Source organism: Xenococcus sp. PCC 7305, from assembly GCF_000332055.1.
In the GTDB taxonomy this organism is placed as follows: domain Bacteria; phylum Cyanobacteriota; class Cyanobacteriia; order Cyanobacteriales; family Xenococcaceae; genus Xenococcus.
This window is the reverse complement of sequence record NZ_ALVZ01000128.1, coordinates 1-24513: the sequence shown is the minus strand read 5'-3', so window position 1 is coordinate 24513 and position 24513 is coordinate 1. Positions and strand designations below refer to the sequence as shown.

At 38.2% G+C, this 24513-nt stretch carries 20 protein-coding genes and 2 pseudogenes; 14 read left to right on the top strand and 8 right to left on the bottom strand.

All coding sequences use genetic code 11. The features are described 5' to 3' along the window. The 7 genes and pseudogenes from XEN7305_RS06935 to XEN7305_RS06910 all read left to right on the top strand — a co-directional run. Positions 1–194, top strand: a 194-nt coding sequence (locus XEN7305_RS06935) for a transposase (protein WP_006508662.1), incomplete at its 5' end; no start/stop codon positions are given. A 133-nt stretch (positions 195–327) separates the two neighbouring features. Next, a pseudogene (locus XEN7305_RS06930) lies at positions 328–1281 on the top strand (hypothetical protein); the annotation flags it as partial. Between the two features lie 72 nt (positions 1282–1353). Next, entirely contained in the window at positions 1354–2694 is a 1341-nt protein-coding gene (locus XEN7305_RS06925; protein ID WP_006508660.1) for a GMC family oxidoreductase N-terminal domain-containing protein, read from the top strand. Then, a complete protein-coding gene (locus XEN7305_RS29715) occupies positions 2642–2920 on the top strand; it encodes a GMC family oxidoreductase (RefSeq protein ID WP_006508659.1) in 279 nt (92 codons plus the stop codon). The genes XEN7305_RS06925 and XEN7305_RS29715 overlap by 53 nt, the downstream gene beginning before the upstream one ends. Positions 2921–2947: 27 nt before the next feature. Further along, on the top strand, positions 2948–3577 hold the full coding sequence (locus tag XEN7305_RS06920) for an SMP-30/gluconolactonase/LRE family protein (protein WP_006508658.1): 630 nt from the start codon (positions 2948–2950) through the stop codon (positions 3575–3577). Between the two features lie 148 nt (positions 3578–3725). Beyond that, entirely contained in the window at positions 3726–5066 is a 1341-nt protein-coding gene (gene gorA, locus XEN7305_RS06915) for a glutathione-disulfide reductase (RefSeq protein ID WP_006508657.1), read from the top strand. A gap of 25 nt (positions 5067–5091) precedes the next feature. Next, positions 5092–6195 carry a DNA topoisomerase IB gene (locus XEN7305_RS06910; protein ID WP_006508656.1) on the top strand — a complete coding sequence of 368 codons (1104 nt, stop codon included), beginning with the start codon at positions 5092–5094 and terminating at the stop codon, positions 6193–6195. 10 nt (positions 6196–6205) lie between these two features. On the opposite strand, the gene XEN7305_RS06905 is transcribed toward XEN7305_RS06910, so the two are convergent. The 7 genes and pseudogenes from XEN7305_RS06905 to XEN7305_RS06875 all read right to left on the bottom strand — a co-directional run bounded on the left by XEN7305_RS06905 (position 6206) and on the right by XEN7305_RS06875 (position 15170). Further along, complete coding sequence (locus XEN7305_RS06905; RefSeq protein ID WP_006508655.1) at positions 6206–6844, bottom strand: cyclase family protein; 639 nt, start codon at positions 6842–6844, stop codon at positions 6206–6208. A gap of 168 nt (positions 6845–7012) precedes the next feature. Beyond that, positions 7013–8419: pseudogene (locus XEN7305_RS30290) on the bottom strand (phytoene desaturase family protein); the annotation flags it as partial. Positions 8420–9024: 605 nt separating this feature from the next. Continuing rightward, positions 9025–10497 (bottom strand): catalase, encoded by a 1473-nt coding sequence (locus XEN7305_RS06895; RefSeq protein WP_006508651.1) that lies wholly within the window; start codon positions 10495–10497, stop codon positions 9025–9027. Between the two features lie 489 nt (positions 10498–10986). Beyond that, positions 10987–11769, bottom strand: a complete 783-nt coding sequence (locus tag XEN7305_RS06890; protein WP_006508649.1) for a DUF1206 domain-containing protein — start codon at positions 11767–11769, stop codon at positions 10987–10989. A gap of 25 nt (positions 11770–11794) precedes the next feature. Then, positions 11795–12142, bottom strand: a complete 348-nt coding sequence (locus XEN7305_RS06885; protein ID WP_006508648.1) for a hypothetical protein — start codon at positions 12140–12142, stop codon at positions 11795–11797. A 203-nt stretch (positions 12143–12345) separates the two neighbouring features. Next, positions 12346–13212 (bottom strand): DUF2382 domain-containing protein, encoded by an 867-nt coding sequence (locus XEN7305_RS06880; RefSeq protein WP_006508647.1) that lies wholly within the window; start codon positions 13210–13212, stop codon positions 12346–12348. Between the two features lie 239 nt (positions 13213–13451). Then, positions 13452–15170, bottom strand: a complete 1719-nt coding sequence (locus XEN7305_RS06875) for an ATP-binding protein (RefSeq protein ID WP_006508646.1) — start codon at positions 15168–15170, stop codon at positions 13452–13454. A 218-nt stretch (positions 15171–15388) separates the two neighbouring features. Here XEN7305_RS06875 and XEN7305_RS06870 point away from each other — a divergent pair, with 218 nt between their 5' ends. From XEN7305_RS06870 to rd, 3 genes are all read left to right on the top strand, one after another. Further along, a complete protein-coding gene (locus tag XEN7305_RS06870; protein WP_006508645.1) occupies positions 15389–15787 on the top strand; it encodes a CsbD family protein in 399 nt (132 codons plus the stop codon). 363 nt (positions 15788–16150) lie between these two features. Beyond that, positions 16151–18817 carry a mannosyl-oligosaccharide glucosidase gene (locus XEN7305_RS06865; protein WP_006508644.1) on the top strand — a complete coding sequence of 889 codons (2667 nt, stop codon included), beginning with the start codon at positions 16151–16153 and terminating at the stop codon, positions 18815–18817. A gap of 122 nt (positions 18818–18939) precedes the next feature. After that, on the top strand, positions 18940–19125 hold the full coding sequence (gene rd, locus XEN7305_RS06860; protein WP_006508643.1) for a rubredoxin: 186 nt from the start codon (positions 18940–18942) through the stop codon (positions 19123–19125). 64 nt (positions 19126–19189) lie between these two features. Here rd and XEN7305_RS06855 read toward each other — a convergent pair whose 3' ends face one another. After that, complete coding sequence (locus XEN7305_RS06855; protein ID WP_006508642.1) at positions 19190–20542, bottom strand: questin oxidase family protein; 1353 nt, start codon at positions 20540–20542, stop codon at positions 19190–19192. 274 nt (positions 20543–20816) lie between these two features. Between XEN7305_RS06855 and XEN7305_RS06850 the strand changes: the two genes are divergently transcribed. The 4 genes from XEN7305_RS06850 to XEN7305_RS06835 all read left to right on the top strand — a co-directional run bounded on the left by XEN7305_RS06850 (position 20817) and on the right by XEN7305_RS06835 (position 24341). Continuing rightward, positions 20817–21626 (top strand): glucose 1-dehydrogenase, encoded by an 810-nt coding sequence (locus XEN7305_RS06850; RefSeq protein WP_006508641.1) that lies wholly within the window; start codon positions 20817–20819, stop codon positions 21624–21626. A 53-nt stretch (positions 21627–21679) separates the two neighbouring features. Beyond that, positions 21680–22567, top strand: coding sequence for a sigma-70 family RNA polymerase sigma factor (locus XEN7305_RS06845; protein ID WP_040896992.1), 888 nt, complete (start codon positions 21680–21682; stop codon positions 22565–22567). A 62-nt stretch (positions 22568–22629) separates the two neighbouring features. Further along, entirely contained in the window at positions 22630–22824 is a 195-nt protein-coding gene (locus tag XEN7305_RS06840; RefSeq protein WP_006508639.1) for a DUF6335 family protein, read from the top strand. Between the two features lie 338 nt (positions 22825–23162). Next, the gene (locus XEN7305_RS06835) at positions 23163–24341 is read left to right on the top strand and encodes a hypothetical protein (protein WP_006508638.1); all 1179 of its coding nucleotides are present in this window, start codon (positions 23163–23165) and stop codon (positions 24339–24341) included. Positions 24342–24513 lie beyond the last annotated feature (172 nt).

Here is a 24513-nt window from a genome sequence, read left to right as displayed (position 1 = left end):
AGAGAGCTTTAATTGAAACAGTCAATGACCAACTCAAAAATATTTCTCAAATAGAGCATTCAAGACACAGGAGTATCTGGAATTTTCTGGTGAATCTTCTGGCTGGATTAGTAGCTTACTCTTATTTCCCGCAGAAACCTTCTCTTGATCTAGAGCCCAAAGCTTTATCGGCTCTCCCTCCTACTGTTTTTTAACCCTGATTCAGCAGCTAGAAGATAGAGCCTAATCCATTTTAAATCTCATGACGCACAAAGCGCCAAGCTTTGCTGAGCGCAATTTATTTTTTAGCGATCGCGTATGGTCTTGGTTTCATCTTGTCGAACTCAGGTTAAACAAGATTTAACGCTTCTTCTGGATAATCCGAAACTGGGTTCTCAAGCAATTCGTCAGCGTTTAGCAGCGATGGATCGCGATACTCTGGTTCAGCTATTAGCTCAACGCCAAGATTTAAGCGAAACCGATGTTAATCAGATCATTGATAATGTTCAGTCAACTTTGCGGAGCATTGCCAAAGCGCCCCGTCGCCTGGCGGTGCGTACTCAGGAAAAAGTACAAGATTTTCAAAGCGCGATCGCCGATTATTTACGTGCGACCGATAAAGAAGAATTAAATCCTGCTGGCATCGAGCGAGATCTCAATTTATTACTCAATGACCCTCGTGCGGGAGCGGAAAATCTTCAAGAGCGGCTAGCGCAATTCGATAGATCTACTTTAGTAGCATTACTCAGCCAAAGAGAAGATATTTCCGAAGCTGATGTGAACCGAGTCGTAGACCAGATCCTCGAAGTCAGAGATCAAATCTTGAGCCAATTACAAATAGTACAGGAAAAAGTTCAATCCCTACTTGATAGTATTTTGCAAAAAATCAAAGACTATCTCAATAGTCTAGAGCGACCCGAACTCGCCTATGAAGGCATTAAACGAGACCTTCAAACCCTATTTGATGATCCGCAGGCTGGTTTTGAGGTTCTCAAAGATCGTTTCTCGAAGATTGACCGCCAAACCTTGATCGCTATTATGAGTTCTCGCGATGATATTTCTCAAGCTGATGCCGAGCGTCTAATTAGTCAAATTGAACGAAATCGCGATCGCGTTTTACAAAGAGCGGAACGGATTCAAAATGAAGCAGCAATCCAGTTAGAAAAAGCTAAACTCTATGCTGCTCAACATATGGAGGAAACTCGTAAAGCAGCTGCTACAGCCTCCTGGTGGCTATTTTTTACCGCTTTAATTTCTGCCGTTGCCTCAGCGACTGCTGGTGTAATAGGTGTGATTAATTAATTATTGTCTTAAAGGAATAGTAGTCACTAAACTAAACAGTCGTTAATTACAAAAAACTAAAAACAACCAACCATGAACCACTACGATCTTATTATCATTGGTGCGGGAGCAGGAGGCGGCACTGTTGCTTACGCCTTAGCACCTACGGGAAAACGGATTTTAATTCTTGAAAGAGGAGGATATATTCCTCAAGAAGAGGAAAATTGGAATCCTGATGCCATCTTTCAGGGTAGAAAATATCAAGTGCAGGAAAAATGGCTTGATAAAAATGATGAAAGTTTTTTACCCCAGGCTTTTTATAATGTAGGAGGAAATACCAAAGTTTACGGCGCAGCTTTGCAGAGAATGCGAGCAGAAGATTTTCAAGAGGTAAAACATTTAGAAGGAATCTCTCCTGCTTGGGAATTAAGCTATCAAGACTTTGAACCTTATTACACCCGCGCCGAGAGTATTTTTAAAATTCATGGACAAAAAGGAGAAGATATTAGCGAACCTCCTATGTCTGTGGAATATACTTTTCCTGCGATACCTCACGAACCTAGACTACAAGAAGTGGCAGAAGATTTAGGGCAATTGGGTTTACATCCGCATCATCTTACTTTAGCAATCGATCGTAACGTGGCAGATCCCGAAACTAGCCCTTGTATTCGCTGTGCTACTTGTGATCCCTATCCTTGTAAAATTGACGCTAAGATGGACGCTCAAAAAGCCTGCATTGACCGCGCTTTAGAATATGCCAATGTGGAGTTAAAAATCAACGCCAAAGTTAATAAACTAATTACCGACAAGACAGGTCAACGAGTGAGCGCGGCAGTAGTGGAGATTGATGGCGATATTGTAGAATTTTCTGCCGATACCTTTATTCTTGCTGCTGGTTCGATTAATTCTGCTGCTTTGTTACTAAAATCTGCTAACGAACAACATCCTCATGGATTGGCAAACTCCTCGGGAATGGTAGGACGTAACTTGATGTTACACAATCATTCCGCCATGTTTGCGATCGCGGATAAACCTAACCCCACCAAATTTCAAAAAACTTTGGGCTTTAACGATTTTTACTTTGGGAGCCAAGACCATAATTACCCCCTAGGACAAATTCAGATGACAGGAAAATCGCAGTGGAATCGACTAGCTATCTTCTCTGCTAATTCTGTACCTAAAGCGACTTTAGAATATATGGCGGAATACGCTGTCGATTGGTGGTTGACTAGTGAAGACTTACCCGACCCTAACAACCGCATTAGTCTAACTAACGATGGACAAATCAAAGTAGATTTTACCCGCAATAATCTCAAAGCCCATCAAGATTTTGTCGATATGTGGCAAGGCTATTTACGTCAGATTGGCTTTTATTTTTTTATTGTTAAACAAGTCCCCCTCTCAGCAGTTTGGCTTTTATTTTTTTATTGTTAAACAAGTCCCCCTCTCAGCAGTTTGGCATCAGGTAGGTACTTGTAAGTTTGGTTTAGATCCTCAGACTACTGTTCTCGATCTCAATTGCCGTACTCATGATGTCGAAAATCTTTATGTGGTTGATGGTAGTTTCTTCCCCTCTATGGGAGCAGTCAATCCTACTCTGACAATCATTGCTAATGCTTTACGCGTAAGCGATCGCCTGAAAAATAATTACGAAAGCTAAAATCCTCATAATATTTATTTAACAAATATGACTCAAACAGCTGAAATTCCTGTGGCGAGAAAGAGTCGTTTTAATGATACGATCGCTGACCCTGAAGGTAGAGTCTATTCGGGGATTATGGCAACTGAAACCAACGACGGATATCTTTATCGGATTGATCGCGATGGCTCTTATCATTTAATGGCAGAAGGTTTTTTAATTCCTAATGGAATGGGGTTTGATGCTGAATTCGAACATCTGTACATAACGGACTCAGATCGCTATCTCATTTACCAATTTGACTACGATCTCGCTACGGGAAATCTTAGTAATCAAAAACCTTTTATTACAGTTCCTGAAGGGTCAGGAGTCCCCGATGGGTTAACTATCGACACCAAAGGTTATCTCTGGTCGGCAAGATGGGGCGGAAATCGAGTTGTTCGCTACAATCGAGAAGGCGAAGAGGTCATGAAAATAGATTTACCTGTACAGAGAGTTAGCTGTGTTACTTTCGGGGGGCTAAATTACGACACTCTTTATATTTCTACTGCCCAAGGAGATAAAGCAACAACTGATGTTCGAGATCGCCGCTCGGAAATATCTGCGGGAAATATTTTCTATCTTGATGTAACATTCACGGGCAAACCTGAATTACTATCTAATATTTTGCTTGATTAGTAAACAAGTCATATTTTTTCCAACTCAAGACAGAGGTCTAAAATCAGATTAAATGTCACATTAAATTCAATAATGTTTACTTCCCGCCTTGAGCGTAACGACAAGATAGGGAAGCAAAGAATTAATAATTTGAGGTTTAATCAATACCATGGACTACGATTTTTTAATTATAGGTGCGGGAACAGGTGGTATGGCAGCAGCTAAGAAAGCTGCCAGCTATGGAGCCAAGGTTGCTCTTATTGAAAAAGAAAAAGTAGGAGGAACTTGTGTCAATCGCGGTTGTACTCCCAAAAAGTTGATGGTTTATGCAGCAGATTTCGCCCTCAAAGAACCTTTAGCAGGTAGCTACGCTTGGCAAGAATGTAACCGCCAGCTTGATTGGTCTTTGCTAATGAAAAAGATCCACACTCGTTTGGAGAATATTAATAATTCTTTTAAAAAAACCTTTGCCGAAAAAGGGATTGACTTAATCTATGGCGAAGCCAAATTTACAGGTAAACAAAGCGTCAAAGTAAAAGATCGCGAAATTACTGCTGATAAAATTTTAATTGCTGTGGGAGGACATCCGATTAAACCAGATTTTCCTGGTAGTGATTTGGCGATAACCTCTCGCGAAATGTTTCAATTAGAGCGTGTCCCCGAAAAGATTGCGATCGTAGGTGGCGGCTATATCGGTGTGGAGTTTGCCAGTATTATGAACGCTTTCGGCGCAGAAGTTGTATTCATGGATACTAGCAAGTTGATTTTATCGGGATTTGATAAAACGTTACGCCAAGAAGTTCAGCAAGGATTGATTAATCGCGGAATTGAATTTATCGCCGAAACTACTGCTGAGAAAATCGAATCAGAAGAAGATAAATTCAAGCTATATTTGGACAATGATCGTAATATCATCGCCGATAAGGTTTTATTAGCTACAGGGCGCGCACCTAACACCAAAAATCTTGATTTAGATAAAGCAGACGTAGAAACAGGGGATAAAGAAGAAATTAAAGTAGATGAATATTATCGCACTAAAAATCAACATATATATGCAGTAGGTGATTGTATTGATCGTATTCCTCTGACTCCTATCGCAAAGGCAGAAGCTCTTGCCGTAGTAGAAACTCTCTATGGCAAAAAACCTCAATCTATCGATTACGATTATGTTGCTTCCGCAGTATTTTCCCGTCCCGAGGCAGCGACAGTCGGCATGAGTGAATCTTCCGCTAGAGATAAATATGGCGATCAGGTTCAATACTATTACAATAGCACTACTTCAATGCTTTATTCTTTAGCTGATGATGCTATTCAAGAACAGATAGTTATTAAGTTGGTTACTGTAGGTATAGAAGAAAAAATTGTCGGCGCGCATATGGTGGGAGAACATGCTGCTGATATGATTCAATGCTTGGGTGTGGCAATTCGCCAAGAAATTACGAAAGACGATTTGGATAATTCTTTTGGTATTCATCCCACAATTGGAGAAGAGTTTATGAGTATGTATTGAGGGAAAAATTGGGTAAGAAAATAAGATGTTAGCAGCAGCGAAAATCATTGATCGCCAAACGAGAGAATTTTTAAATTTAGAGCCCAAAGAATCGGCTCAGATTGCTGGTCTACGCTATGTTAGAGCAGATACTCTGCAAATAAAGCGTAAAAAGGTAGGACGAGGTTTTAGTTATTTAGATGCTAATGGAGATCGCATTACAGATAAGGCGGCATTAACCCGTATAAAAGCTTTGGCTATACCGCCAGCCTTAACCGAGGTAAAAATTTGTCATCTAGCTAATGGACATTTACAGGCAACTGGTAGAGATGGCAAACGGCGTAAACAATATTTTTATCATCCTCAATGGCGTAAGATTCGCTCTCAGCATAAGTTTAATCGAATGTTGTTGTTTGGCGCATATTTACCCCAGATTCGCCAAACGGCTGCTCGACATCTTCGCAAACATGGCTTACCAAAAGAAAAAGTCCTAGCTACTGTAGTGCGATTATTAGAAACTACTTTGATTAGAGTTGGTAACGATCACTACGCTAGGAAGAATGATTCTTTTGGCTTAACGACTCTGCGAGATCGTCATGTGGATATCAATGGTAGTAAAGTAAGATTCGAGTTTAGGGGGAAAAGTGGTGTTGACCACGAAATAGAATTGAGTGATCGCCGATTAGCAACTATTATTAAACGCTGTCAGGAAATCCCTGGTTATGAAATTTTTAAATATTATGATTGCTCTGGCGATCGCCATTTTATTAATTCCGAAGATGTCAATCAATATCTGCAAGATATTACGAAACAAGAATTTACCGCTAAAGACTTTCGTACTTGGGCTGGTACTTTGCTAGCAGCTACGGAATTACAGAAGTTGGGCGATTTTGATTCTGAGCAACAAGCGCAAAGTAATATTGCCACAGCGGTGAAAAAAGCAGCAAAACGCTTAGGAAATCGCCCTGCAACCTGTCGTAAATATTACATTCATCCAGTGATAATCGAGGCGTATCAAAATGGTCTTTTATTAAATTTATTCTCCCAAAAAACCAAGATCCCGTTACATAACGAGCAATTGAATCCAGAAGAAGCAATAATTCTTCAAGTAATCAAAAAGGATCTGGCGTTGCTGAATCAAAATGATTAATATCAATTTCTCAAAGAGATCGCAAAATTGCCCTTGCCAAACCACCATCACCATTTTTTAATTTAATTGGTAGACAAATCAACTCATATTCTCCTGGTTTGACTTGAGATAGATTTAAGCCTTCAATTGCCCAAATACCAGAACCTAATAAGGCTTGATGGACTTCTATCACATTTCCTTGATAACCGCCAACGGAAAGATAATCTACTCCAACTGTGCGAACTTTTTTTTCGGCCAAATAATAGGCTGCTTCTGTAGATATATACACGAAATCCTCAACAAAATCGGGAGAATTGAGGGCATAAGTGCTATTTTTGGTTTTAAATAAAATTCTTTCTCCTGCTTGAATATCATGGGATTCGATTTCAGCGACCCTAATTTGTTTGGGATCTTTAATCTCAATTACTCTAGCTTTGCCAATAGTTGCATCTAAGGGCATTTTATCAACACCCATGCCGCCTTTAATAAAATGATTTATCCCGTCTACATGAGTTCCCGTATGGGTACCAATAGTAAGTTTAGAAACATTGCAGACATCTCCATGTGCCAAACACTGGCTGGGTTCAATCGTAACAGGAGGATTGTTGGGCCAATAAGGCATTTCTGGGTGTATAGTTAAGGAAATATCAATCCAGTTTGCTTGATTCATAATTAGGTTAGTCAAATTATTTCAACCCTAGCTTTGATTTATGCTGAGGGCAAAAAGCGTTTTTTTTAGTATTAGGCATTTGTTGGTAACAAGTAGGACAGAACCAATATATTCTGTTTTGAGAAAAGTGTTTTAATAAGCGATCGCGACAGCAAAGACATTTATTCATCATAAAACTCCATTATTTATTTGTTTAAAAATTGATCTTATTGTCGATTCAATGGTTTCTTTAGCATCTTCAATCGCCGTTTCAATTGGCTTTTGTTGTTGTAAAAATACACGAGCGCAATTGCGTCCTGGCATTCCCGAGATCGAACCTCCTGGATGAGTTCCCGCTCCAGTAAGATATAGTCCAGCAACAGGAGTAGTGTAATTGGCTATCTCGGGTAGAGGACGGAAAAAGAGCATCTGGTCTAAAGTCATATCGATGTGATAATAATTACCCTTGTAGGCTCCTAAACGCGCTCCTAATTCGGCTGGACTTTCTACACGACGGGCAATAATTGAATCTTTGACATTAGGTGCATAGTCATTTAGCTTATTAATTACCTTGTCAGCTACCCGGTTTTTTAACTCATCTGTCCAACCAGTACCATTTAAGCCAGTTCCTTCTTTACCATGTATTTGGTAGGGGGCAAAAAATTCGATCCAAAGAATATGCTTGTCTTTTGGAGCAAGAGAAGGATCGAGTATTGTGGGGACATCAAGATACATAGAAGGATTCTCATCGGGGATGATACCCATTGCAGGTAAAGCATGAGCTTGTTCTACATGATGTACCGAGTCGGCTATCAAAATAGAACCTACATTAAACTCTTCTCTATGGTTATAAGCCGTAAAATGTGGTGCTTCAGTAAGAGCACAATCGATTTTGAGAATAGTTTCGTTATTATTAACGATGCGCCGATCTAATCTTTCTCGTAAATTGGGTGCAGTTCCTTCGGGAATTAAATTTAAAAATAGACGACGAGCATCAATATTAGAGATAACTGCAGTTTTCGCACGATATTCTTCGCCGTTATCAGTTCTGACTCCTTCTGCTTTGCCCTAATGGCTAATTAAAACTGACTCTACCGTGCGATCGCAAATTACTTTCCCCCCAAGAGACTTAACCAATTTGACTAAAGCCTGAGTTAAGGCCCCTGTACCGCCACGAGGTCTTGCCATACCTGGGCTATGACGCATCGACATCATCATCGAACCAATCCCAATGGTTTTTTGAGAAGGAGGAGCACCAAATTCGGCTGCTAACCTGGCTAAAGGTGCTTTGAGAAATTCCGAGTCAAACCAATATTGCAAACTATCTTGAGAAGAAGTCAACATGGTGCGAATTAAATCAAGAGTTTTATCGACTCCGCCCACAGTAGAAAGCAAATCAGTAATGTTTTGTATGCCGTAATTGCCAGCAATATCTAAGATTGACTTGGGTGGGGCGTTAAAAATAGGGATAATACCTTGAGTCAGGCGTTGCCAAAAATCAATAAATTCGCGATACTTTGCGGCATCTCTAGGACTGAACTTAGCAATTTCAGCACAAGTTTTGGCTACAGATTTATGTGCTAAAAAATATTTACCATATCTTCTGATAATTTCTGCCAAATCGCGATCTAAATTAGTTACGTAGTTTAATTCTAAATCAAAATCAACAATCGTTAAACTGTTGCTATTATTATTTTGTAGCCAATACATTATCAATAGGTTGAGGTAATTAAATAGAAAATATCTTTTGTGCAGTTGGGTTGAGCGAGTATAAAAATATAATTATTTTGCTTTTAATATTTACTCGATTTATGCTTTCTTAGAATTACACTTACTTTACCAAAAAAATCTTTCATAAGATAGGTTTATCAAACAAGAAAAAGTAATATTTTATAAAAAAATAGCTTACAAAGAATAAAATAAATGAATACTATTTGGTACAGATTAATTTTACTCAGCCTTTTATTAATACTAGTTCTCGCTCCTTTTGCGGGTTTTGCTCCCTTACTTTTAATTATGTTAATTGCTGGTATTTATTGGTTTATTTCTTCCATAATTCAAATCTTCTTGTTTGGAGAAGAAAGCAGAGAATAACCTATAACTATTAATTTTGAATCAGCTTAAAAGCGATCGCTCTTAAGCCGATTCCATCTTCTATAGCGATCGCTTTATTTATTTTTAAATGTTTAATGTCCTATGATTTAAACAGTTGCAGGTTTAGGTTCGGGTTTGGGTGGCTCTGTTTGAGATATTGCTTCTTGTATCTTGTTAGCTAATTCTGCTGAAACATTGCGGAATAATTGCATCTGGTCGGCAATAATTTCTTCGCTACATTTACCGAGACTACCAGCAATATTATTGTACAGACGTTCTTTTTCCCCATCGTCGAGCATCTCGTAGTACATTTTTGCTTGATCGTAATGGTCTTCTTCATCCAGTTCGATACGAGCTGCCATCCCAGAAACATTATAAGGTGGGGCTTCGGCTCTTTTATCTGCTTGGGGATAGCCTTCGTGAGAGGGATTGTAATTAATGCGCGAACCATTATTATCGTCATGACGCATTAAACCGTCACGGTAAGGTGTATTTGCTTCGGTAGCCTGGGGTTTATTAACGGGGACAGTATCGTAATTAACACCCAAACGATAGCGATGAGCATCAGCATAAGACATAATCCGTGCTTGTAACATCCGATCTGGCGACCAAGATATTCCTGGAACCACATTACCAGGAGAAAATGCGGCCTGTTCTACTTCGGCAAAGTAGTTTTCAGGATTACGATTAAGTTCTAGTTTCCCTACTTTTTGCAAAGGATAATCGCCATGAGGCCATATTTTAGTCAGGTCAAAAGGATTCCAAGGAAAATTCTGTGCTTGTTCGTCGGTCATGGTTTGGATATACATTGTCCAACTAGGATAGTTCCCCTCTTCGATGGCATTGTATAAATCCTTAGTCGCCCAACGGGGTTCGATGCCCTGCATTTTACGCCATTGTTCGTCAGTAAAAAATTTATTACCCTGATCCGTTTTGAAGTGAAATTTGACCCAAATCCGTTTGTCTTCCTGATTAATTAGACTAAAAGTATGGCTACCGTAACCATTCAGATGTCTCCATCCCATAGGTGCACCGCGATCGCCCATTAACCACAATACTTGATGAATAGTTTCAGGGGTTAAGGACCAAAAATCCCACCACATTTGATCATGTCGCCAATGTTCTTTGGGATGTTCTTTTTGGGAACGGATAAAGTCCATAAACTTAATCGGATCGCGCATAAAAAAGATGGGCGTATTATTTCCCACCATGTCCCAGTTACCATCTTCGGTGTAAAACTTGAGAGCGAAACCGCGTAAATCACGATAAATATCCGAGCCACCTTTTGATTTAGCGACTGTAGAAAAACGAGCAAAAATTTCTGTCTTTTTACCAAGTTCAGAAAATAGTTTGGCTTTGGTGTATTTGGTAATATCATCGGTAACGGTAAATGTTCCATAAGCACCAGAACCTACTGCATGAACTACCCGTTCTGGGATGCGTTCACGGTTAAAATGCGCCATTTTTTCTAGAAGTGTATAGTCTTCTAGTAGCAAAGGGCCTTGTTTCCCTACAGACTTGGAGACAGTATTGCTTGGTACGGGGATACCAGCAGCATTAGTAAGGGGTGTCTGACCCATTGAAACTTTTTTTTGATTATCTGCCACGGTAATTTTGTTTCTCCATTAAGAGCGATCACTTTATCTACTACTTTTGTTGATAATAGTGGGATAGGTAAAGCGAAAACGTCTAACGGAAGATGGATAAGTTACTTCTACAACTATTTTGCCTTTTCGACAACCTTTAAACTATATTTTTGAAGCTTTTGCTAGCTTTACTAGTACGGGACTGTCTATGGCATTTGACTACAGCAATTTGCCCCATACTATCCAATGATGGCGATCGCTAATGCAATGGGTAGGAGGTATCGCCCTTTAATCTCTTATTTTCAAACTTATTCAAGTGAAAAGCGATCGCGCCAAACAGCCAGTGCATCCCAACCAATACAAATCCTGCAAAAATGGTAGCAAAAAAATGCCGAACTGCCATTAATAGCTCGACTGAGAGTAGAAACGAAAATAACACTGAGAATCACATCAAAAGCAGCGTATTTCCCAATAAAATATAAATTAGTTTGTTTTAATCTGACGATATCGAGCTTGTAGTAGTAAATAGACTGCATAGGAAACTAATCCCAATGCCATCAAAGTTAATAATATTTTGCCAAAAGGTTGTTGGGCTAAAGTTAACAACGCTCCATCCAATCCTTTGACTTTTTCAGGGTCATATTGATGAGCAGCTTGCAAAACAAAAAAGCCAATCATGACAAAAACAACACCTCTAGCAGCAACCCCAAATCGACTAATGTTCACTAGCCAGTCTTTTTGCTGTGAGCTTAGTTCGTTAAGATTAAGCTTTTTACGGAATTTGATTTTATAAGCTTGATAAAGTCGCCAAAAACCAATACCAATAGTGACTGCACCAGCTATTCCCACCAACCATCTACCAAAAGGCTGCTGCATTACCATCGCTGTCCAATCTTGTTTAGAGCTGCCACCGCTACTACTATTACTAACACCAATCGCCAGTAAAGCTGCATTAGTTGCTACGCCAGCATAGGCAATGCCACTAAAAATATAACCTAGGCGAGTTAATATTCCTTTGGCATCAGTACCTTTATCTCTAGGGTCATTGACAGCTTGAATAAACCGCCAGATAACATATCCTACTAGACCCAGAGCAATTAAAGCTAGTAGTATCTGCCCAAAAGGTTGCGCAGCGATCGCATGTAATGCTCCTGTTGTATCTGTGGTTTTGCCACCAACACTAAATGCTGCTAATAATGCCAAAATACCGATCGCACCGTAAACAAAACCTTTGGCAGCATAACCAAATCTTGCAAATTTTTCCATGGCTTTTTAATAATAACTTTAGTATTTAATTAGAAGTAATAGGCCGTTCACCGTCAATACTTAGAGTATCTACGACCTGGTATTTATTAGACATAATTGGACGTTTACCATCCTCTTCAAAAGTATCAACAACATCCACATCGCTCTTGTCCACAGGGCGTTTGCCATCTACTTTGATTACCCTATTTGCATTTAAGCCACCAAGACTTACAGGACGTTTTTCGCTGTTGAAGTTTTTATTTTCTCTTACTAAAAAGTCTGGACTTTCCGCAATCGGACGAGTGCCATCTTCTTCAAAAGTATCTACAACTTCTATTTCGCCACTCTCTATCGGGCGGGTACCATCTAGTTCAAAGGTTTTATGATTGCTCATCTTAATTTTTTACTAAAACAATATTTTCTGAACAAAAGTAGAGAAGGAAAAAAATCCTTTGAAAAGTTAATCTATCTAAAGAAATAAAATACTAAATTTTTTTCTGAATAAAGACTAACTATATGGACTTGTAGGTAGGGTATTGAAAGTCACCCTACTCAAGTTAATTGACTACTAAATGAAAAATGATGAATTAGAGCCTCTTATTTAATTACTGCTTCTTCATCAGTTTCGATATCTAGTTCTTCATGGCGAATTGTCTCTCTTGCCGATACAACATCTCTTTCGACATTTTTCTGCACGCTTACTTCTTCTCGAACAAAAGCTTGCTTCTCAATATTGGCTGATTCTTCAAAAACTTCTACTCGAGCTACTTCTCCTCCACTAAAGGCAGTCTTCTCGGGAGTTACGGCTTTAGTATTGGTCGGGGCGTTACGCTCGATAACAACTCTTTCTTTTTCTACTGGTACAGATACGGAGGCTGTTTCTGTTGCAACTTTTTTGCCGATACTCACTGTGCCCGCTAGAAAACGCTCTTTGTTAGCTACTAAACGTTCTTCATAGAGCTTAAGACTTTGACCGTTATCTGTCTCCTGATGAGCATACAGATTTGGTTCGCGATCGTAATCATAGACATTGCTTTGCTGGTTGTACGCACCGCTATCGTATTCTCCAGATTCTTGCAGATATACGGTGTCGTTATTATCATATTCTACTCCTCGATAAATCATCCTGACTTTTTCTTCATAGTCATAGTCAATAGTCATCTCGTCACTGTATTCAGGAAGATCTTCGGCTTGCTTTTTGGTAAATCCTTGAGCATATACTCGTTTTTTGTCGTAATCAACATTGACTCTACCGACTGGCACCAAAACTTTTTTGCCAAAAATCCAAAACCCAGTGTCAATAACTAGATAGCGAAATTTACCTGACTCATCAACGATAAGGTCATAAACCGAGCCAATCTTTTCTTCTGTTTGGTCGTAAACAGAAAAGTTCTTAATGTCATAACCATCAAAGACACTTTCTTGATAGTTAGGGTATAAATCGGCAATTTTTACTAAAGCCATAATAATTATTCCTCTCGTTATTGATTTATTATTTCTAGGTTACTTGCCATATAGTTTTATTTCGTCTAACCTGCGAAATATATTAGATTTTGCCTCTAATGCGACCAAGGATATATAGCTATTTTGGTGTTTATTAAATATAAAATCTATTAACTTTGAAGATAAATAATTTTGTTTATTCTTACTTTATTATATTAGTTAATAATAAAATTACTAGTCAGCTATAACACATTGCTGTTTTATTTTTTCCAGGTAAAGTAAAAAGTAGCTCCTTCGCCGAGTTGAGATTCTATTCTGATTTTCCCATCGCGATCTTCGACAATTTTTTTTACAATTGATAAACCAATTCCTGTACTTTCGATCGCATCTCTTGCTTGTAGAGTTTGAAAAATACCAAAAATGCGATCGTGATATTTAGGATCGATTCCGAGTCCATCATCAGCAACGGCAAACTCATAAAAATCATCTTGTTCTGTCACGGATATCGTAATATGGCCTGAATTATGAGGGTGATATTTAATGGCATTACTAATTAAATTGGTAAAAATCTGATTTAGTAATAATTTCTCAGTTTTCATAGTAGGCATATCAGATGCAACAACAATTTTAAATTCTGAAGGCGGGGAAAGAGAATCGATCGCCTCTTTAACTAAATTCCCAACATCAATTGTTGCTACTGACATTTTTTGCCGTCCGACACGGGAATATTCTAATAAACCCTGAATTAAGCCATCCATACGCTCAACACGAGACCGCATTAACTTGAGTTGCTGTTGATTTTCTTCGGGTATTTGTCCGTCTAAATCTTCTCCTAGCCAAGTCGCCAAATTTGCGATCGCCCTTAAGGGTGCTTTAAGATCATGGGAAGTCACATAGGCAAAGCGGTCTAATTCTTGGTTGCGTTTTTTGAGTAGGGCGGTGGTTTTAAGATATTCCTTATTAAGACATTCTAATTCTTGAGCTCTTTCCTGTAACGACTTTTCTGTCTTCATTCTCTGGTCTAATTCTGTTTTTAAATTTTTCAGTAATTCACCCTGGTTAATTGCGATCGCTAATTGTACGGCTAATTTATCTAACAACTCTACTTCGTCTTTTTGCCACCGACGAGTACTATCGCACTGATGAGCAATTAACAAACCCCAAAGATTGGAGGAATGAGATTTTACTGATGAGGGGGCAAGTAAAATCGGAACCACGATATTAGCTTTAACTTGAAACTTCTCTAGTAGTTCAAGATGACATTCTGAAAGTTTACTTTCATAGACATTCTCAATTGTGAGGATTTCCCCACGTTGGTACTTAGCAGTACCGAGATCTCGAAAACAAGTATCAACGATTTTTGCACCTAAAGACTTTTTCCAGCCAGGTTTTACCGACTCAGCGACTATATTACAGTTCATCTCTGGGGTAAACTGACTAATAACAACGCGATCGCAATCAAGTAGCAGTTGTACCTCTCCAACAGCAGCATTAAGAACATCTGATAGATTTAAAGATTGACGAATTCGTAGCGCCATCTCCGCAATTAACTTATTTTGTCGTGTGCTTTTATTGATCAAAGAGTGCAGATACTCCTGTTGCAAGATATTCTTCACCGAAGTAATTAAGGTTTCTGGGGTGAATTTTCCCTTGATTAAATAATCTTTGACCCCGCTTTTCATCGCTTCAACGGCGATCGCCTCGTTGCCTTGTCCCGTCAGCATAATGATAGGAGGTATCGATTTGATTTGTCTTTGCAACTCTTCGATCAATTCCAAACCAGTAAAATCTGGCAGTAGATAATCCAGTAAAATCAAATCTGGCTGAAATATTACTAATTTTTCTAAGCCTTCTTCTCCAGATTCTGCCTCAATTATTTGATAGGTAATTCCAACTTGTTTAGTTAAATAACGACGGTAAGCTGCTCGATCTTCTGCCGAGTCATCAATTATGAGAATTGTGTATTGGTTTTTAATCATTAGGCTAGAGAGGTTAAGCTCGAAGAAAATTGTTAAAGAAAACTATGTCGAATTATATAGATTTATCAGTCTTTCTCTGGTTAGAAAAAGCTGAGGCATTTTCTCTTACTTAAAAATTTTACCAATGATTCGCTTATGCATGATATAACCCCAGAGAGATACTAAAAACAGAAATATTAAATATGATGCGATCTATAAACCAAAAACAAATATGAGTTATGTTTTCAACAATCACTACAGTTTCTAATCTGAGAAAAATTTATTTAGGGAAATTAGCTATTTTAGCGATCGCGATCGCTTTTGCTATGCTAGCCTGGGCAAATTTATTTCTTAATTTCAATATCGATGCTAATGCTGCGACATTAGAAAATCCATCGCTAATATTCGCCATCGAGGGAGTCAGCGATCAGATTGAGGGCAAAGTACAGGAAGATATCGGTACAGTACAACGCAATCTTGGTAAAGTAACGGGACAAGCTAAAGGTGCCTTAAAACAAGCCAAAGGAAAAGCTAAACAAGATATCGGTACTGTCAAAAATGAATTAGATAATGCCGCAGATAATGCAGAGGATGCTTCTGAAGGCTTTATCAATTCAGTAAAAAACCTCTTTAACTAAATTGATATTGCGCTGCTATTTACCACCACTATTATTTAACATTTGATTTCTTGGCTATATCTTGATTTTAACGAAAAAACTACTAGAAGTAACAGAAATTGACCGACATCACCTAGCAATTTTTCTTAAACTAATCATTAAAGGTATAGCCATTTTTATTATTGCTTTCTCAGTTTTTAAAGCAGTTACTCCTGGTTAGCAATCTGTTGGTTTACTCGCGCTGTGATCGCAAGTATTAGAACTTTTCTAAATTACTTTGTACATCAAGGAATTAAAGATTTAAAGTCAGAAAGCAAAGAAAAAGTATATCGCAATACATTAATATATTAAAAATCAAAATTAAATCGCATCAAGTTAAAAAATATGCCAGAACCTCAGAAGCTAAATCAAGAAGAAATTAGACTAAAAGAAAATAGAGAACGTCAAGCCTATTGGCGAAGATGGGGGTGTTATTTAAGTAATCGTCAATGGGGAACTGTTAGGGAAGACTATAGTGCCGATGGTTCAGCTTGGGATTATTTTAGTTTTGAACAGTCTCATTATCGAGCATATCGTTGGGGAGAAGATGGGATCGCAGGAATTTCAGACAATCACCAAAGATTATGTTTTTCTCTAGCTTTATGGAATGGCAAAGACCCCTTTTTAAAAGAAAGATTGTATGGCTTAACCAATAGTCAGGGTAATCATGGAGAAGATGTCAAAGAATATTATTTCCATCTTGATAATACTCCGACCCATTCCTATATGAAGTTTCTCTATAAATATCCTCAGCAAGCTTTTCCCTATCAAAAGTTAAAACAAGAAAATCAGCAGCGAGGCTTAGAAAATAAAGAATTTGAATTACTAGAAACTGGTATTTTTGACGACGATCGCTATTTCGATGTCACTATTGAATATGCGAAAGCCGATGCCGAAGATATTTTAATATTCATTCAAATCACCAACCATAGCCCAGAAACAGCGACGATTCATTTATTACCCACTCTTTGGTTTCGTAATATTTGGTCGTGGGGCTATGATGTTGCCAAGCCAAAGTTAAAAATCTATGAGCAAACAGAAGAATATAGTGTTATTGAAGCTCAACACCCCGATCTCGGAACAAGATGGTTGTATTGTGCTCAACAACCGAACTTATTATTTACAGAGAATAATACCAATTACCAAAAATTATCCTCTCAAGAAAATCAATCACCCTATGTAAAGGATGCTTTTAATCAATATCTCGTAGAAGGTGAGCAAAATGCAGTTAATCCTAACCAGATAGGCACAAAATTTGCTGCTTACTACAGCCTAGAAATAGCTGGGCATGATACTACTGCTATTCAATTAAGACTCTGCGATCGCCCTGACCTGGATCCTCCTTTTGGGCAACCCTACAATGACGTTTTTCAGATCCGTCAACAAGAAGCCGATGAATTTTATCGACGGGTTTCACCCTACAAAAAAAGTTTGGCGGCACAAAATATTGAACGTCAAGCATTTGCGGGAATGCTCTGGAATAAACAATATTATCATTACGTAATTGATACTTGGTTAAAGGGAGACCCAGCTTTTCCTAAACCACCAGAATCTAGGAAAGAAGGAAAAAATAGCGATTGGATACATCTGCATACCGATGATGTGATTTCTATGCCCGATAAATGGGAATATCCCTATTTTGCAGCTTGGGATTTAGCCTTTCACATGATTCCTTTTGCTGTTATTGATCCCGACTTTGCCAAAAAACAACTAGATCGACTGACTCGTGAATGGTATATGCATCCTAACGGACAGATGCCAGCCTATGAATGGGATTTTGATGGTGTTAATCCTCCAGTTCATGCTTGGGCCGCTTGGCGAGTTTATACTATCGAGCAAAAAATTTATGGGCGTTCCGATAAAAAATTTTTAGAAAAAGTATTTCAAAAATTATTACTGAATTTTACCTGGTGGGTAAATCAACATGATGATGATAATAATAATGTTTTCCAAGGAGGTTTTCTTGGTTTAGATAATATTGGTGTATTTAATCGTGGTGGGGAATTACCAACAGGCGGTAAATTATCTCAATCTGATGGTACTAGTTGGATGGCAATGTACTGCTTAGATTTATTGACGATCGCCCTAGAATTAGCCCAAGAAAATGATGTCTATGAAGATATTGCGACTAAATTCTTTGAGCATTTTCTTTATATAGTTGATGCGATGAACCATATGGGAACAGAAGGTACAAATCTTTGGAATGAAGAAGATGGCTTTTATTATGATGTTTTACATTTACCTGATGGTACAAATATAGATTTAAAACTGCGATCGCTAGTTGGTTTAATTCCTTTGTTTGCGGTGACGACTATTGAACAGGAAACTCTAGATAAATTGCCAGGATTCAAAAAACGAGTCGAATGGTTCATTAATGAACGGCCTCAACTGAGTCAGAATATTGCCTGCATGAAAGGATGCGACAATAATTCTCGTCGTCTACTCGCAGTAGTTAACGAAGATCGCTTACGTTTACTGTTGGAAAAAATGCTTGATGAGACAGAATTTCTCAGCGATTATGGTATTCGTTCTGTTTCCAAATATCACAAAGAACATCCCTATACTTTTGAAACTGAAGATGAAACCCATGAAGTAGTCTACGAACCTGCCGAATCTCCCACAAAAATGTTTGGTGGTAATTCCAACTGGCGCGGCCCAATCTGGTTTCCGATCAACTATCTTTTGATCGAATCTTTACAGAAGTTTGATTATTATTACGAGAGTGATTTTAAGATCGAATGCCCTACTGGTTCTGGGAATATGATGACTCTTTGGGAGGTGGCATCGGAATTAGAGCGACGTTTGATTAGTATTTTTCTGCCGCAGGAGGATGGAACAAGAGCAGTTTATGGCGATTTTGATAAATTTCAAACCGATGAAAATTGGCAAGATTTATTATTATTTAATGAATATTTTCATGGTGATAATGGAGCTGGCTTGGGAGCCTCTCATCAGACAGGTTGGACTGGATTAGTAGCTAAATTGATTATGCAAAGAAGCAAGTATCAGTAAATCAGTCATCAGTTAGCAGTTAGCAGTTAGCAAATTTTTTCTCATATTATATCTAGAGAAAGATGCTTCAGAATGATTAATTAATTACTATTAATTTAGTGAAATTCGATGAGGAAATGGAAATGCAAAAGTATATCTGTAATGTCTGTAATTATATTTATGATCCAGCTAAAGGAGATCCCGACTCAGGGATAGAACCAGGAACTCCCTTTGAAGCAATTCCTGATGATTGGTCTTGTCCTAAATGTGGTGCGAAAAAATCACAATTTGAACCTTATGGCTCTCCAGAACTAAGTTTGAAAAGTTAGTTGTAAGAAAAAATAAAAATATTTTATAGTTTTCGGGGAGGATTTTTACTCCCTTTTTTTATATTTAATACCAAATCCTATTAGTAAAACCAACTTTTGAATTTGATGAGACATCGGAAAAAGATTTAACAAACCAAAGATCGCCGTCAATCTGCTCTGCGGGATTTGGTTTAACAACATTAACAGCGGTAGCTTTAAACATTTTTACCGTTACTTCAGGAAAAGCATTCCAGGCACTCCAGCGCCATAATGCATAAGTAGCTTTCGATACATGTTCGTTGCGACTACACAAAGTAGATTTAATTAAATCTCGCCACCAATCATCTTCTTCTTTCGTAAGAGTATAAGCATTTTGATTTTCTTGGTCACGTTTTGTTTGCCATTCCTGCAAAAGTTTTACTGTTTTTTCTAAGCCAGGTAGATCTTGAACTACCATCGTGGCCATCACTCCTCTCCACCAATAAACCAATGCCTCTCGTCGGGATACAGGCTCAATATGAGGCAGCAAAGACAATAGACCGTGTAAACTTGTTAACCCATGTAAAACAAAAAAATCATTATCAGAACCATGCAAAGCTGCCGCAATCAAAGCTGTTGCCTGTTCGACAATTTCGGTTAATGGTTGAGAAGTATCAGGCATATACAGCGAACCTGTTTGATTCAGTTTAGCTCCTAAAGGCAAACGAGGATCATCAAAGGTAATCATTCGTTGTTGAAAATCGCCTTTGTTAAGTCTTACATAATCTTCTGTCTCACTTACCTCCTGGGAAATCTGAATCATTGTTTCGATATCATCACGGTTCAAAAATTCTAAACTCGCTTCAATAATATTTCTCCCGCTGGTTGACCAAAGAGGTTGAGGCGGTTGAAACCGATTGCCGGTTGCCAAAGGCTGAAAAGCAGTTGCCATATAAGCTAGACCTTCTCCTGCCATATCGATACTTTCGACATCAGTTGCCCATCCCGTATGAATTACCGCATGAAAAGCAGCCCCAACCAAACCAGGTAAAAGTTGTGGTAAATATTGACGTAGAGTTGTTGATAGTCCCAATTTTTGCAGACGTGCATCAAAAAAATCTCTGTAAGCAGGAAAAGCAATACGAGTAGTCTGAATATTATTCCGCCAATTGGCTTCCGTAATTGTCGTATAGTCGACAGGGAATTTTCTTGGAGGCTCTAAATCTTCTGGTTCTTTTGATGGATCTTTTGCTCGTATATTTGTATAGAGATCTTGCCACTGCTGCATGCATTCTTCTGAAGCATTCACTCCTCCCATCACTACCCAATTATGCGTAAGATGATTAGAAAGATAGCCTTGATACTCGATGTGCCAACATCTACCTTTGGCTAACCATTGATGAAGAGTTCTTTTATAGTCTGGTAGTTGATAATATTCTTCTTGGACAAAATTATTCATAAACTATAGTTTTTTTCGTACAATTTATCCTGACCTTGGCTTTAATAATTGACCTATCCAATTAAAATTAAATGTCTATATTTCTATTAAACATATCTTGATTCAGCTTTCAGTGAATCCGCTAAAAGACATACAAAGTGGATCTGTTCGAGATCGTATTAGCTAAAAATATTAAAAATATCAGATGTTTTATAGCCTGAGACAGATGTTTATAGTGGAGAAAAATTGCTAAACATGTAGGAGACAAGTAATTCCTCCAGATAAATAGTTAGTAATGAAAGGCTTAAAAGGGAAAAATGTCCTGATTACAGGAGCAACTTCAGGAATCGGACAGGCGATCGCAGCTCACTTTGCCACCGAAGGAGCTAACCTCGCTCTCAATTATCGTAACGACCCCGACAAACTTGATGATACTAAAGAATTAATCGAGCAAATGTGCGATCAAGTAAGAGGCTGTGGCGGGAAAGAAGTATCTGTAGAAGGGGATGTCTCCGAAGAAGCCGATATTATTCGGATGTGCCAAGAAACTATAGCTAAACTTGGTAGTCTGGATATTTTAATTAATAATGCAGGCATCCAAACTGCGGCTTCTTCCCACGAATTAGAAACATCAGATTTTGATCAGGTAATCCAAGTAAACCTAAGAGGTGCTTATCTTTGTGCTAGAGAAGCCATTAAACATTTTTTAGACAGAGGTAATAGCGGAATTGTGATTAACGTTTCCAGTGTCCACGAAATTATTCCCCGTCCACAATATGTTAGCTATTCGATTAGTAAAGGCGGTATGGAAAATATGACTAAAACCCTGGCTTTAGAATATGCACCCCACAAGATTCGAGTAAACGCGATCGCCCCTGGAGCGACTGCTACCCCGATCAATAGTTGGACAGACGATCCGCAGAAAAGAAAAGAGGTCGAAAGTCATATTCCAATGGGAAGAGCGGGAACTCCTGAAGAAATGGCAACAATCACTGCTTTTTTAGCTTCAGATGATGCGGCATATATAACTGGTCAAACTTTATTTGTCGATGGTGGTTTAACTCTTTACCCAGACTTCCTCAAACCTTGGTCTGCGGGAGAGTAACATTTTAAACCTAAATCTTAATGAGTAATGCATAAAAAATAAGGAAAGTAGTTATAGTGAATAATTCTGATAATAGTGTTAAAAGTTATTTAAAAGCAATTGGCCGAATACCATTATTAACTGGAGAGGAAGAAGTAATATTAGCTAATCAAATTCAAGCGATGCTTCCTTTGTTAGATAAAAAAGATTTGGTCTTAGAAGAGAAAAAAATAGTACAAAACGGACAAAGAGCTAAGCGAAAAATGGTGCAAGCCAATTTACGTCTAGTAGTTTCTATTGCTAAAAAATATCAAAATCGAGGCTTGACTTTACTCGATTTGATCCAAGAAGGTAGCATTGGCCTAATGAGAGGGGCAGAAAAATTCGATCCTAGTAAAGGGTATAAATTCTCTACTTATAGCTATTGGTGGATTAGACAAGCAATGACTAGAGCGATCGCGAATCAAGCACGAATTATTCGCCTGCCATTACATATCACTCAAGATATTAATAAAGTCAAAAAAGTCGCCCGCCAGTTATCCCTGAGTCTAGGCCGCAAGCCTACTGACAAAGAAATTGCTCATGAACTGGATATCAAAGTCAAAAGATTAAATTATTTGCTACAAGTAGCTAGAATAACTGATCTAACAAGTCTTAATCGAACTATTGACGAAAATCAGACAGAATTGGGTCAAATCTTAGCGGATGATTCGGCTTCTCCTACAGATTTTATTGCTAAAGAAGAACTTAATTCCCAAGTTCGCAATTTACTACATACTTTATCTCCCAAGCAACAAAAAGTAATTACTCTACGCTTTGGATTAAATAATGGGAAGACCATGACCTATGAACAAATAGGAAGTCAATGTGGAATTAGTCGTGAAAGGGTCAGACAGATTAAAAATAAAGCCCTAAAATTACTTCAACAAGAAGCAATATCACATTCAAATTTGGCAGTATAAACCTGATTGGTCTTCGGTTAGATCATAAATTATTAACAACTAGAAAATACATTTTTTGTACCATGAATACAGGCGAAGAAAAATTTGCAAACACAGAACCTTTTGCTGAGACTAACGATGTAGATAAATTAGGAAATCAAGCCGGCTTAGAAATAGCTGATGATGAAGAATTAGGATTAAAAGCCAAGCTAGAAGCTAGGGATGATCGTCGTTTAAATTTAGATAATGCGGAACAAACCTTGGCTGACACGCCCTAATATTAAACATTGACCATTGGATAACTTTAAAGCAACTACTAGCTGGTTAATTGATGAGATATTCGAGCAAAATAGCAATGTAGCCTAGAGCGTTGACATCTTTTTTGCGATCTCGAAGAGATCCGCTACGCGGGTCACGCAGCGCCAGCCTTTGGCTAGTCGCAATATTCAAAATATTTAGTGATCGCGCTTTTTGGGTAAAATCTTAGTCAAGAGGTATTTTAACTAAAATTCATTGCTAGCAATTCTCTTGTATATCCTTAATCCTTTAACAATGATTGCAATCGCGCGGCGCCAGCCGTTGGCTGATCGCAGTCATTAAAAATACATAGTATCTAATGTTAGGAAAACTAAAAAGCTGGTTGGTTAACAATCTTCCTGGTCTTAATTCTCTATTTGCTGAAAATATTACCGACTCCCTAAAAACCTCAGAATCAGAGAAATTATTGGATGAGTTATCACCAGAAATGTACCAACAATTAGTTGATGCGGTAGAGAATTTACCAATTAATCAGGCAGAGCAGCAGGCAATTATCTCTAGCGTAGATGAAAAATTCGAGAGCTGGCAAAAAGCTCCAAATCAGGCTAACAATTCCGTCTTGATTTTAAGTAGTCCTGTAACTGCTGTATCATCAATTCTCTCTGAGGCTCTAGAAGAATGGGCAGAGCAAAAAAAAGTATCGATTAGGATTTTACCTTTGACTTCTCGACCAACTGCGATCGCAAGTATTAAAACTAAATTAGAACATTATTTAGAATCCCTATCCACAAGCAATAATTCAACCAAGCAGCAGCCAGAAGTAATTATTATCCCCAATTTGAGTTGGTGTTTTCTGCGTTCGCTAGAAGGTTTAGCTGGAATTGAATATTTGCAATCATTATTATGTCAAAATCCTCAGAATCGCTTTTGGGTTGTAGGAGCTAACCAAGTTGGTTGGACATATTTAAATGTAGTCTTTAGTCTCCAAGCATATTTCGGAGAAGTCGTTACTTTATCAGAAATAGAGCAGAAAGAATTACAAAAATGGTTCGATCCAGTGATTGGGCAATTCGATATTACTTTTGATAGTCCCAGTATTGATAAACAAATTTTAGATGGCGATAAAGATAATAAAGAGCATTACTTTGATCGTCTTCATTCTATTTCCCAAGGAGTTAGTCTCGTGGCAGCGCAAAGTTTCGTAAAATCAATTCGCTATCAAGAGATAGATGAAGCAGAAGAAACTTCGGATACTCGACAATTAATAGCACAACTCCCTAAATTGCCTAGCCTGCCAGCCTTAGAGTCAGAAGAGCAATATCTTCTATATTCTTTGTTGTTGCACAGTGATTTAACTTTATCGGCATTAGCCACAAGTTTGGGGGATGAAGAATTCCAGGTTCAAGCTAGAATTCAGATGTTATGCCGCAAGGGAATCGTAAAACAAAAAGAGCATACTTATTCGATTAATCCTATTTATTATCCGCCCCTTAAACAATATTTAGAGAATAATAATTTTTTAATCGCTCAGCGCTAAATTATAAAGTCAATAATTTTAAATCGAAGGCAGAAGAATGAAGGCAGAAGGCAGAAGGTAACTGGCATAGTGGGAGAATTAGACTCACCACTATGCCCTGTTCCACTTAAAGAAGTGGAGGAATTCAACCTAAAGGGATAAGTTAGAAGTAGTTTTATCCTTCTGCCCTCTC

Coding starts and splice junctions, on each gene's coding strand:
- XEN7305_RS06880 (WP_006508647.1), bottom strand. CDS start 13,212: ATGGCTTTAGTAAAAATTGCCGATTTATACCCTAACTATCAAGAAAGT.
- XEN7305_RS06885 (WP_006508648.1), bottom strand. CDS start 12,142: ATGAGCAATCATAAAACCTTTGAACTAGATGGTACCCGCCCGATAGAG.
- XEN7305_RS06840 (WP_006508639.1), top strand. CDS start 22,630: ATGAATACAGGCGAAGAAAAATTTGCAAACACAGAACCTTTTGCTGAG.
- XEN7305_RS06865 (WP_006508644.1), top strand. CDS start 16,151: ATGCCAGAACCTCAGAAGCTAAATCAAGAAGAAATTAGACTAAAAGAA.
- rd (WP_006508643.1), top strand. CDS start 18,940: ATGCAAAAGTATATCTGTAATGTCTGTAATTATATTTATGATCCAGCT.
- XEN7305_RS06910 (WP_006508656.1), top strand. CDS start 5,092: ATGTTAGCAGCAGCGAAAATCATTGATCGCCAAACGAGAGAATTTTTA.
- XEN7305_RS06875 (WP_006508646.1), bottom strand. CDS start 15,170: ATGATTAAAAACCAATACACAATTCTCATAATTGATGACTCGGCAGAA.
- gorA (WP_006508657.1), top strand. CDS start 3,726: ATGGACTACGATTTTTTAATTATAGGTGCGGGAACAGGTGGTATGGCA.
- XEN7305_RS06920 (WP_006508658.1), top strand. CDS start 2,948: ATGACTCAAACAGCTGAAATTCCTGTGGCGAGAAAGAGTCGTTTTAAT.
- XEN7305_RS06855 (WP_006508642.1), bottom strand. CDS start 20,542: ATGAATAATTTTGTCCAAGAAGAATATTATCAACTACCAGACTATAAA.
- XEN7305_RS06895 (WP_006508651.1), bottom strand. CDS start 10,497: ATGGGTCAGACACCCCTTACTAATGCTGCTGGTATCCCCGTACCAAGC.
- XEN7305_RS06890 (WP_006508649.1), bottom strand. CDS start 11,769: ATGGAAAAATTTGCAAGATTTGGTTATGCTGCCAAAGGTTTTGTTTAC.
- XEN7305_RS06835 (WP_006508638.1), top strand. CDS start 23,163: ATGTTAGGAAAACTAAAAAGCTGGTTGGTTAACAATCTTCCTGGTCTT.
- XEN7305_RS06925 (WP_006508660.1), top strand. CDS start 1,354: ATGAACCACTACGATCTTATTATCATTGGTGCGGGAGCAGGAGGCGGC.
- XEN7305_RS06870 (WP_006508645.1), top strand. CDS start 15,389: ATGTTTTCAACAATCACTACAGTTTCTAATCTGAGAAAAATTTATTTA.
- XEN7305_RS06850 (WP_006508641.1), top strand. CDS start 20,817: ATGAAAGGCTTAAAAGGGAAAAATGTCCTGATTACAGGAGCAACTTCA.
- XEN7305_RS06905 (WP_006508655.1), bottom strand. CDS start 6,844: ATGAATCAAGCAAACTGGATTGATATTTCCTTAACTATACACCCAGAA.